Below are 10,882 nucleotides of genomic sequence, written 5' to 3'. Positions count from 1 at the left end.
AGGCCATGGGCCTGGCCATCGACTGGTCGCGCGAGGTCGCCACCTGCGACCCCAGCTACTACAAGTGGAACCAGTGGCTGTTCCTGAAGATGCTGGAGAAGGGCATCGCCTACCGCAAGACCCAGGTGGTGAACTGGGACCCGGTGGACCAGACCGTGCTGGCCAACGAGCAGGTGATCGACGGCAAGGGCTGGCGCACCGGCGCGGTGGTGGAGAAGCGCGAGATCCCGGGCTACTACCTGAAGATCACCGACTACGCGGCGGAACTGCTGGAGCACGTGCAGCACCACCTGCCCGGCTGGCCCGAGCGCGTGAAGCTGATGCAGGAGAACTGGATCGGCCGCAGCGAGGGCGTGCGCTTCGCCTTCCCGCACGACATCCGTGGCGACGACGGCGCGCTGATCGGCGACGGGAAGATGTACGTCTTCACCACGCGCGCCGACACCATCATGGGCGTGACCTTCTGCGCCGTGGCGCCGGAGCACCCGCTGGCGGCCCACGCCGCGAAGCGCGACCCGAAGCTGGCCGCTTTCATCGAGGAGTGCAAGAAGGGCGGCACCACCGAGGCCGAACTCGCGCTGAAGGAGAAGGAAGGCATGCGCACCGGCCTGCAGGTGACGCATCCGCTCACCGGCGAGCCCGTGGACGTGTGGGTGGGCAACTACGTGCTCATGAGCTATGGCGACGGCGCCGTGATGGGCGTGCCCGGCCACGACGAGCGCGACTTCGCCTTCGCCCTCAAGTACGGCCTGCCCATCCTGCAGGTGGTGCACGTGGACGGCGAGCACTACGACTACCAGCGCTGGAACGACTGGTACGCCGACAAGACGCGCGGCGTGACGATCAACTCCGACAGCTTCAGCGGCTTCAGCTACCGCGACGCTGTGGACGCGGTGGCGCACGCGCTGCAGCAGAAGGGCCTGGGCGAGAAGAAGACCACCTGGCGCCTGCGCGACTGGGGCGTGAGCCGTCAGCGCTACTGGGGCACGCCCATCCCCATCATCCACTGCCCCGAGCACGGCGCGGTGCCGGTGCCCGAGAAGGACCTGCCGGTCGTGCTGCCGCAGGATTGCGTGCCCGACGGCAGCGGCAACCCGCTGAACAAGCGCGAGGACTTCCTCGCCTGCACCTGCCCGGTGTGCGGCCAGCCCGCGCGGCGCGAGACGGACACCATGGACACCTTCGTGGATTCGTCCTGGTACTTCATGCGCTACTGCGACCCGACCAACGACCAGGCCATGGTGGCCGGCGGCACGCAGTACTGGATGCCGATGGACCAGTACATCGGCGGCATCGAGCACGCCATCCTGCACCTGCTGTACGCGCGCTTCTGGACCAAGGTCATGCGCGACCTGGGGCTGGTGAAGATCGACGAGCCCTTCACCAAGCTGCTGACACAGGGCATGGTGCTCAACGAGGCGTTCTCGCGCACCACCACCGGCAAGCAGTACTACTGGGCGAGCGAGCTGGACATCGTGCGCGACGAGCACCACAAGGTGATCTCGGCCACGAGCAAGGCCGACGGCCAGCCGGTCACGTACGAGGGCTGGACCACGATGTCCAAGTCCAAGAACAACGGCGTGGATCCGCAGGACCTGATCGAGAAGTACGGCGCCGACACGGCGCGCCTGTACACCATGTTCACCGCGCCGCCCGAGGCCACGCTGGAGTGGAACGACGACGCGCTGGAGGGCAGCTACCGCTTCCTGCGGCGCGTGTGGCACTTCGGCGTCAAGCTGCAGGCGCTGCCAGCTTCCGCGGAAGGCGCGCCGTCCCAGGCGGTGCAGGCGCTGCGCCGCGAGATCCACACGGTGCTGCGCCAGGTGGACTACGACTACCAGCGCATGCAGTACAACACCGTGGTCTCCGGCGCGATGAAGATGCTCAATGCGCTGGAGGACTTCAAGGCGACGGCCGAGGCCGGCGCGGTCGCGGCCCTGCGCGAGGGCTTCGGCATCCTGCTGCGTGCGCTCTATCCGGTCACGCCGCACGTCACGCACGGCCTCTGGCAGGCGCTGGGCTATGCGCAGGCGCACGGCGATCTGCTGGATGCGCCGTGGCCGCGCGTGGACGAGGCCGCCCTGGTGCAGACGGAGATCGAGCTGATGCTGCAGGTCAACGGCAAGCTGCGCGGCTCGGTGCAGGTGCCGGCGGACGCCGACCGCGCCACCATCGAACGCATCGCCGTCGCCAGCGAGGCCTTCGTGAAGTTCGCCGCCGGCGCCTCGCCGAAGAAGGTGATCGTGGTGCCCGGCCGCCTCGTCAACGTGGTGGTATGACCGACCAGCCCGCCCGGCCCGCGCAGGCGGGCATCCAGGCCGCGCGCCGCGGCGCGCTCCTCGCGCCGGCGGCCGCCCTGCTGCTGGCCGGGTGCGGCTTCAAGCTGCGCCAGGCGCCCGACTTCGCCTTCCAGTCCATCGTCATCGGCGCCGGCTCCAGTTCGCCGCTGGGCAACGAGCTGCGGCGCAGCCTGGCGGCCGGCGGCAAGGTCGAGGTGGTGGTGGACCCGCAGAAGATGGTGGGTGCCGACGTCGTGCTGTTCCTGCCGCAGGAGCAGCGCGAGAAGGTGGTGGTGGGCGTCAACGCCAGCGGCCAGGTGCGCGAGTTCCAGTTGCGCCTGCGGGTGCGCTTCCGCGTGGCCACGCCCAAGGGCAAGCAGCTGATCGAGGAGACGGAGCTGCTGCAGACACGCGACATCAGCTTCAACGAATCGGCCGTGCTCGCCAAGGAGGCCGAGGAAGGCCTTCTGTACCGCGACATGCAGGCCGACATCGTGCAGCAGCTCATGCGCCGCCTGGCGGCGCTGAAGTCCCTCTAGCCCGCCCGGGCGCTCCCGGCTGCCCACGCCCCCCGACAGGCCATGCAGCTCGCCGCCGCCCAGCTTGCCGCGCACCTGCAGCGCGGCCTGCGCCCGCTGTACACCCTGCACGGCGACGAGCCGCTGCTCGCGCAGGAGGCGGCGGATGCCATCCGCGCGGCCGCGCGCGCGCAGGGCTACACCGAGCGCAGCGTGCACACGATGATCGGCCAGCGGCCCGACTGGGGCGCGGTGCTCGCCACCGGCGGCTCGCTCAGCCTGTTCGCCGACCGGCAGATCGTGGAGGTGCGCATTCCCACCGGCAAGCCCGGCAAGGAGGGCAGCACGGCGCTGCAGCAGCTGGCCGAGACGGCGCCCGGCAACGACGGCGTGCTCACGCTGGTGCTGCTGCCCGGGCTGGACTTCGCCACCCGCAAGAGCGCCTGGTTCGCGGCGCTGGAGCAGGCCGGCGTGATGATCGAGCTGCAGCCGGTGGAGCGTTCGGCGCTGCCGCAGTGGATCGCGCAGCGGCTGGCGGCCCAGGGCCAGCGCGTCGCCGCGGGCGAGGAGGGCCAGCGCACGCTGCAGTTCTTTGCCGACCAGGTGGAGGGCAACCTGCTGGCCGCCCACCAGGAGATCCAGAAGCTGGGCTTGCTGCATCCTGCCGGTGAGCTGAGCTTCGAGCACGTCGAACGCGCCGTGCTCAACGTGGCCCGCTACGACGCCACCCGGCTGGTGGAGGCCGTGCTCGCTGGCCAGCCGGCGCGCGTACAGCGCATGCTGGACGGCCTGCAGGCCGAAGGCGAGGCCGAGGTGCGGGTGCTGTTCCTGCTCGCCGGGGACATCCGCTCGCTGGCCCGCGTGGCGGCCGCGATGGCCGCCGGCCGGCCGCTGCCGATGGCGCTGCAGGAGCAGCGCGTGTGGGGTCCGAAGCAGCGCCTGTTCGAGCGCGTGCTGCCGCGTCTGGCGCCGGCCCTGCTGCAGCAGCTGGTGCGCGACGCGCATGTGGTCGACGGCATCTGCAAGGGCCTGAAGGCGCCAGGCTGGCCCACCGACGGCTGGCAGGCGCTGCACCGCCTGGCCCTGCGGCTGGCCATGGCCGCCGCGGCCGAGGGCGGCGCCGGCCGCGCGGCCGCAAGGGGATAATCGGGGGCATGAACGCGCTGAACATCGCCGAGCACATGGCGCACCTGGGGGCCCAGGCGCGTGCCGCCTCGGCCCGCATCGCGGCCGCGAGCGCGGCCGAGCGCAATGCCGCCCTGCGCGCGCTGGCGGTGCTGCTGCGCACCGAGTCCGACGCGCTCCAGGTCGAGAACGCCAAGGACCTGCAGCGCGCTGTCGAGGCGGGCCTCGCGCCGCCCATGGTGGACCGCCTGCGCCTCACGCCGAAGATCATCGAGACGCTGGCCGTCGGCTGCGAGCAGCTCGCCGCCATGGCCGACGTGATCGGCGAGGTGAGCGGCCTGCGCCAGCAGCCCAGCGGCATCCGCGTGGGCCAGATGCGCGTGCCGCTGGGCGTGTTCGGCATGATCTTCGAGAGCCGGCCGAACGTGACCATCGAGGCCGCGAGCCTCTCCATCAAGAGCGGCAACGCGTGCATCCTGCGTGGCGGCTCCGAGGCCATCGACTCCAACCGCGCGCTGGCGGTGCTGGTGCAGCGCGCGCTGGCACAGGCCGGCCTGCCGGCCGAGGCGGTGCAGCTGGTGCAGACCACCGACCGCGAGGCCGTGGGCCGGCTGATCGCCATGCCGGAGCATGTGGACGTGATCATCCCGCGCGGCGGCAAGGGCCTGATCGAGCGCATCAGCCGCGAGGCCAAGGTACCGGTCATCAAGCACCTGGACGGCAACTGCCACACCTACGTGGACGACCCCTGTGATCTGGATCTCGCGGTGAAGGTCACCGAGAACGCCAAGACGCAGAAGTACAGCCCCTGCAACGCCACCGAGAGCCTGCTGGTGGCGCGCGGCGTGGCGGCGGCGTTCCTGCCGCGCATCGGCGCCGTGTTCGCGGCCAAGGGCGTCGAGATGCGCTGCTGCCCGGAGAGCCGCGCGCTGCTGGCCGGCGTGCCGGGCGCGACCGTGGTCGATGCCACCGAGCAGGACTGGTTCGAGGAATACCTCGCCCCCGTCATCAGCGTCAAGGTCGTGGCCGGCGTGGACGAGGCCATCGCGCACGTCAACCACTATTCGTCACACCACACCGACGCCATCCTCACCACGAACCACGTGCATGCCCAGCGCTTCCTGCGCGAGGTCGATTCCGCCAGCGTGATGGTCAACACCAGCACGCGCTTCGCCGACGGCTTCGAGTACGGCCTGGGCGCCGAGATCGGCATCAGCACCGACAAGTTCCACGCCCGCGGTCCGGTGGGCATCGAGGGCCTGACGTCCCTCAAGTGGGTGGTGCTGGGCCAGGGCGAGGTGCGCGGCTGAGTCACGCGCCCGTGGCCTCGCGGGCACGGGCCTCCCCCATTTGCATTCAACGGAGATTCCACAGATGTTTTCCAATGACGACGACAACACCGGCCTGGCCATTGGCGTGGTGTTCGGCGTGGTGGCCGCGGTGCTGGCCCTGGTGATCGGCATCGCCATTTCCAGCGACGGCCCGGCCGAGGCGCCGAAGGCGGCCGCGCCGGCGGTGGCTGCGGCCGCGGCCGATGGCCCCAGTGTGAAGGTCGAGGGCGGCGTGGTGAAGTTCTACTTCGCCTCCGGCAAAGCCGACCTGGCCGCCAGCGCCAACGAGGCCCTGGCCGAGACGGTCAAGGGCGTGCAGGGCGGCAAGAAGGCGCTGGTGAGCGGCTTCCACGACACCACCGGCGACCCGGCGAAGAACGAGGAACTGGCCAAGCAGCGCGCGTTTGCGGTGCGTGACGCGCTCAAGGCGCTAGGCGTGACCGAAGACCGCATCGAGCTGAAGAAGCCCGAGGTCACCGCCGGCAGCGGCGACCTGGCCGAGGCCCGCCGCGTCGAAGTGACGCTGCAGTAACCGCGACAGGCACGCCATGGTTCCGCACCTCGTCACCGCCCTCACCGGCCCCATCAACGAGCTGGAGCAGCGCGTGCTGGATTCCATGCCGGCCATCGAGCGCTGGTTCCGGCTGGAATGGATGGAGCACACGCCGCCCTTCTACACCTCGGTGGACATCCGCAACGCCGGCTTCAAGCTGGCCCCGGTGGACACCAACCTGTTCCCCGGCGGCTGGAACAACCTCACGCCCGAGATGCTGCCGCTGGCGGTGCAGGCGGCGATGGCGGCGATCGAGAAGATCTGCCCCGAGGCCAAGAACCTGCTGGTGATTCCCGAGAACCACACCCGCAACACGTTCTACCTGGCCAATGTGCTGCAGCTGAAGCGCATCTTCCACATGGCGGGGCTGAACGTGCGCATCGGCTCCATCAGCCCGGAGATCAAGAAGCCGACGCCGGTGGTGCTGCCCGACGGCGAGACGATCACGCTGGAGCCGGTGGTGCGTACCAAGCGCCGCCTGGGGCTGAAGGATTTTGACCCCTGCACGATCCTGCTGAACAACGACCTGTCGGCCGGCGCCCCGGGCATCCTGGAAGACCTGCACGAGCAGTACCTGCTGCCGCCGCTGCACGCGGGCTGGTCGGTGCGCCGCAAGAGCCGGCACTTCCAGAGCTACGAGGAAGTCGCCAAGCGTTTCGGCAAGATGCTGGGCATCGACCCGTGGCTGGTCAACCCCATGTTCAACCGCTGCGGCGAGGTCGACTTCACCCAGGAGCAGGGCCTGGAGTGCCTGCGCACGAACGTCGACGCGCTGCTCACCAAGATCCGCAAGAAGTACAAGGAATACGGCATCCACGAGAAGCCGTTCGTGGTGGTGAAGGCCGACAACGGCACCTACGGCATGGGCATCATGACCGTGCGCGACGTGAAGGACCTCGATGTCCTGAACCGCCGCACGAAGAACAAGATGTCGGTCATCAAGGACGGCCAGGAGGTGACCGAGGTCATCATCCAGGAGGGCGTGCAGACCGCCGAGCGCATGAACGAGGCGGTGGCCGAACCGGTGGTCTACCTGATGGACCGCTATGTGGTGGGCGGCTTCTACCGCATCCACGCCGAGCGCGGCATCGACGAGAACCTCAACGCGCCGGGCGCCAGCTTCGTGCCGCTGGCGTTTGCCGAGAGCACCCGTCTGCCGCAGCCGGGGCAGAAGCCCGGGGCCAGCGCGCCCAACCGCTTCTACATGTACGGCGTGGTCGGCCGCCTGGCCATGCTGGCCGCCAGCTACGAGCTGGAGGCGACCGACCCCGAGGCCGAGACCTACGCCTGAGGGCGGCCGCCGGAGCTCGCCGGTTGCAGGCGCAGCGTGGTCGCGCGCGCCATGCGCTGGAACATCTGGTCGATGAAGATCACGAAGGCCATGCCGAAGGCGGCGATGCTCACCAGCGCCGGCAGGTCCAGCGCGCTCACCAGCCAGTTGCCCGGGGGCGAGGCCATGGGCGTCGGCGTGGTGCAGATGAAGGACGCGGCCTCCATGCCGGTGTAGTGCATCGCGCACACCGCGCCCGCCATCACCAGCGAGGCGGTCACGCGCGCCATGAAGCCGCGGGTGGCGAACGCCAGCCAGAGCGCCGCGGTGGCCGCGACGAAGGCGATCAGCACCGAGGCGACGACCACCGGCGTGGCCCACTCCAGCAGTCCGCCGAAACGCATGCCGTACATGCCCAGGTAGTGCATCACGCAGACGCCCAGACCCAGCAGGATGCCCGCCGGCACGATGCGCTGGGGCGTGGGTTGGCGGGCCACCCACAGCAGGGCGCCTGCACTGGCGGCAATGGCGGCCACCAGCGACAGCAGCGTCTCGGGCAGGGAATAGCTGACCGCCATGTCCACCTCCAGCGACAGCATGCCGACGAAGTGCATGGCCCAGACGCCGATGCCGCCCAGGGCGGTGCCGCTGGCGACGGCATTGAAGACGCTGATGCGGCGGCCGGCGCCGACGATGCCGGCGGCCGCGGTGAGGGCCACGAAGGCGCCGACGGCGGAAATCAGGAAGGACAGCGCGACCAGCGAGGGCGAGTAGCTGGAAGGCATGGTGAAGGGCAGGGCAAGGGGATTCATGGGCGCGGACTCGTCAGAGGATGGAAACGGGGGGCCGGGCGGGCAGCGGTTGCGGCGGCAGGCGCCGCAGCTCGGCCACGCGTCGGTTGAGCAGGCTCACGCCCAGCGCGTAGGCGAGGCGGTGGCGCAGGCCGGTGCCGCTGGCGGCGCGGGCGGCATAGAGGTCGGCCGGATCGTCAAAGATGCCGGCCACCTGGCGGATGTCCTCGGCGCGGAACTGGTGCAGGCAATCGCGCTGGCCGTCCCAGCGCGCGCGCGCATCGCTCACCAGGCCCCAGCCGCAGTCGAGGCCGCTGTCCAGCACCTGCAGCCGGGCCTGGGCGAACAGCAGCGGATCCAGCACGTAGGCGTCGGTGCTGAGCCACCGGTCGCCGAGCAGCACCTGGCTGACGGCGTGGATCATGGCGCGCGGCGCCTCATCCAGCAGGCCGGCCAGGAAGCGCGTGCGCACCTCCAGGAACAGCATGCGTGCCGGCAGGCCGGCGGCGCGGCAGAGGGCCGTGAACAGCAGTGCCTTGGAGTGGCAGTCACCGCTGCCGCGGCGCAGCACCTCGGAGGCCGTGATGCTGGCGCTGTCGGCGTGGGCCGCGAAGGGCAGGCTGCGCACGTGGTCGTGCAGGGCCATGGCGCGATGCGCCAGCGTCTGGTGACGCTGGGTGAGCTTCAGGGCGGTGATGCGGACCTTGGGGTGCTCCAGGTCGAGCTGGCGCGAGGCGGTCAGCCAGCGGGAGGCTTCGGCCGGCGGTTCGGCCCGATCGATGGGGGCGGGTGCGGTCAGCATGGTGGTGGACTTCAGGACGTGCAGCTTTCTCTGGAATGCGTAGAATTCAAACAGATCAAATCGATTAATGCCACGAATTCATGGAATCTCATGGCTTCATCACAGAACACTTCTACGCACAATCTATGCAAATCGACGACCTGGTGAGCGATTCGCCGCCGGCCCACCGGATCGGCGCACTCTCCCGGCTCAGCGGGGTGCCGGTCACGACGCTGCGCGTGTGGGAGACGCGCTACAGCGCCTTTCGGCCGGCCAAGACGGCCGGCCAGCACCGCCTGTACGACGACCACGATGTGCTGAAGGCGCGGCTGCTGCGGCAGCTCTCGGCGGCCGGCCATGCGATCGGCGCCATCGCGGGCCTGCCCCTGGCCACGCTGCAGGGGCTGGCGCCCGCTGCCGCCAGCCTGGCCGGGCCGGCGCCGGCATCGTCCGCGCGCGCGCGTCTGTCGGCCTGGGTGATCGACCATGCCCTCGCCCTGCGGCTGCAGGGCGAGGCGTGGCAGACCCGCTGGCAGGGCGACGCGCCTGAAGTCCGGCGGGTGTTCGCGAACCTGCAGGCGGTGCAGGAGGCGGCGCCTCCAGCGCCCGACGAGGCCCCCGCCTTGCTGCTGGCCCGCCTGAATGCCTTGCATCCGCGCAGCCACGAGCAGCTGCTGGAGACGGTGGATCGCCTGGGCCCAGGGCGGGTCATCGTGCTGTACAACTTCGGTGCCGAGGCGCTGGTCGAGTCGCTGCGGGCGGCCGGCATCCAGGTCCGCCGCGAGCCGGTGTCGGACGCCGAGCTGGCCGAGCTGGTGCGTTCCGAGGTGGTGGTGGAAGCCACCGCCGCCGCCGGCGGGGCCGCCGTCGGCGGGCTGATTCCGCGCCGGCGCTACACCGACGCCCAGCTCGCCCGCGTGGCTGCCAGCCCGAGCCGCGTGCTGTGTGAGTGCCCGCGCCACATCGCCGAGCTGGTGCAGCAGCTCGCCAGCTTCGAGGCCTACAGCGCCGAGTGCCTGGCCGATTCCGCCGAGGACGCCCGGCTGCACGCCTACCTGCGCTCGGTGGCGGGCTCCTCGCGCGCGCTCTTCGAGCACGCACTGGACCTCGCGGTGCGCCACGCCGGGCTGGCTCCGGCGCTGGCGGAGGCGCCGCAAGACCCTGACACGGGTGCAGTTGCTGCAACGCAACAGACTGTAACGGCGCCCCCGGCACAATAGAGCGCTTCTCGGTCCAGGACCCCGGCGGCGACCGAACCGCGGCGGGGGCGATGTGCAGCAATCGAAATCCTCGCTCGCAGCGCTGACGATCGGCGCCGTCGGTGTCGTCTACGGCGACATCGGCACCAGCGTCCTCTATGCAGTGAAGGAGGTGTTCGGCTCCGGACACGTGCCGTTCACCCATGCCAACGTCTATGGCGTGCTGTCCATCCTGTTCTGGACGCTCACCTTCATCGTCTCCCTCAAGTACGTGGCCCTGGTGCTGCGGGCCGACAACAACGGCGAGGGCGGGCTCATCGCCATGCTGGCGCTGGCCTCGCAGGCCGTGAAGGACCAGCCGCGCCTGCGCGGCGTGCTGCTCGCGGTGGGCATCTTCGGCACCTCGCTGTTCTATGGCGACGGCGTCATCACGCCGGCCATCTCCGTGCTGTCGGCGGTCGAGGGCCTGGAGGTGGTGTCGCCCCGCTTCAAGGAGTGGGTGATTCCGCTCACCCTGCTGATCCTGCTGGCCCTGTTCGCGGTGCAGAAGCGCGGCACCGCCGGCATCGGCCGCTTCTTCGGGCCCATCACGCTGCTGTGGTTCGCGGTGCTGGCCCTGCTGGGCGTGGTGCAGATCCTGGACCACCCGGAGATCCTGCAGGCGCTCAGCCCGCACCACGCGCTGCGCTTCATGGTCGCGCAGCCGGGCACGGCCTTCATCATCCTCGGGGCCGTGGTGCTGTGCGTCACCGGCGCCGAGGCGCTGTACGCCGACCTGGGGCACTTCGGCCGCAAGCCGATCCGCCTGGCCTGGTTCTCCATCGTCATGCCGGCGCTCACGCTCAACTACTTCGGCCAGGGCGCGCTCCTGCTGGCCGAGCCGGCGGCGGTGAAGAACCCCTTCTTCATGATGGTGCCCGACTGGGCGCTGCTGCCGCTGGTGGTGCTGGCCACCGCCGCCACCGTGATCGCCTCGCAGGCGCTCATCACCGGCGCCTTCAGCGTGACCAAGCAGGTCATCCAGCTCGGCTACCT

General features: G+C 70.2%; 10 protein-coding genes. 8 read left to right on the top strand and 2 right to left on the bottom strand.

Annotated features, from left to right (window positions below; genetic code table 11):
- The 6 genes from leuS to gshA all read left to right on the top strand — a co-directional run.
- Nucleotides 1-2,279 (top strand): leucine--tRNA ligase (gene leuS, locus ACE3T5_RS19290; RefSeq protein ID WP_374669731.1); only part of this gene is annotated, 2,279 nt, incomplete at its 5' end.
- Nucleotides 2,276-2,818 (top strand): LPS assembly lipoprotein LptE, encoded by a 543-nt coding sequence (gene lptE, locus ACE3T5_RS19285; protein ID WP_374669730.1) that lies wholly within the window; start codon nt 2,276-2,278, stop codon nt 2,816-2,818. The genes leuS and lptE, both read left to right, overlap by 4 nt.
- 42 nt (nt 2,819-2,860) lie before the next feature.
- Nucleotides 2,861-3,943, top strand: a complete 1,083-nt coding sequence (gene holA / locus ACE3T5_RS19280; protein ID WP_374669729.1) for a DNA polymerase III subunit delta — start codon at nt 2,861-2,863, stop codon at nt 3,941-3,943.
- 8 nt (nt 3,944-3,951) lie between these two features.
- Entirely contained in the window at nt 3,952-5,232 is a 1,281-nt protein-coding gene (locus tag ACE3T5_RS19275; protein ID WP_374669728.1) for a glutamate-5-semialdehyde dehydrogenase, read from the top strand.
- Between the two features lie 64 nt (nt 5,233-5,296).
- Nucleotides 5,297-5,785 carry an OmpA family protein gene (locus tag ACE3T5_RS19270; protein WP_374669727.1) on the top strand — a complete coding sequence of 163 codons (489 nt, stop codon included), beginning with the start codon at nt 5,297-5,299 and terminating at the stop codon, nt 5,783-5,785.
- Between the two features lie 16 nt (nt 5,786-5,801).
- On the top strand, nt 5,802-7,097 hold the full coding sequence (gene gshA, locus ACE3T5_RS19265; RefSeq protein WP_374669726.1) for a glutamate--cysteine ligase: 1,296 nt from the start codon (nt 5,802-5,804) through the stop codon (nt 7,095-7,097).
- Here the strand turns inward: gshA and ACE3T5_RS19260 are convergent.
- A complete protein-coding gene (locus tag ACE3T5_RS19260) occupies nt 7,088-7,888 on the bottom strand; it encodes an MHYT domain-containing protein (RefSeq protein WP_374669725.1) in 801 nt (266 codons plus the stop codon). The two genes, gshA and ACE3T5_RS19260, sit on opposite strands and share 10 nt — an antisense overlap.
- Before the next feature lie 13 nt (nt 7,889-7,901).
- Nucleotides 7,902-8,669 (bottom strand): transglutaminase family protein, encoded by a 768-nt coding sequence (locus ACE3T5_RS19255; protein WP_374669724.1) that lies wholly within the window; start codon nt 8,667-8,669, stop codon nt 7,902-7,904.
- A 125-nt stretch (nt 8,670-8,794) separates the two neighbouring features.
- Between ACE3T5_RS19255 and ACE3T5_RS19250 the strand changes: the two genes are divergently transcribed.
- Nucleotides 8,795-9,868 carry a MerR family transcriptional regulator gene (locus ACE3T5_RS19250; protein WP_374669723.1) on the top strand — a complete coding sequence of 358 codons (1,074 nt, stop codon included), beginning with the start codon at nt 8,795-8,797 and terminating at the stop codon, nt 9,866-9,868.
- A gap of 52 nt (nt 9,869-9,920) precedes the next feature.
- The coding region (locus tag ACE3T5_RS19245; protein ID WP_374669722.1) for a KUP/HAK/KT family potassium transporter at nt 9,921-10,882 on the top strand (962 nt) is incomplete at its 3' end.

The sequence above is a fragment of the Ramlibacter sp. genome, assembly GCF_041916345.1.
In the GTDB taxonomy this organism is placed as follows: Bacteria; Pseudomonadota; Gammaproteobacteria; order Burkholderiales; family Burkholderiaceae_C; genus Ramlibacter.
This window is presented reverse-complemented; position numbering and strand designations above follow the sequence as displayed.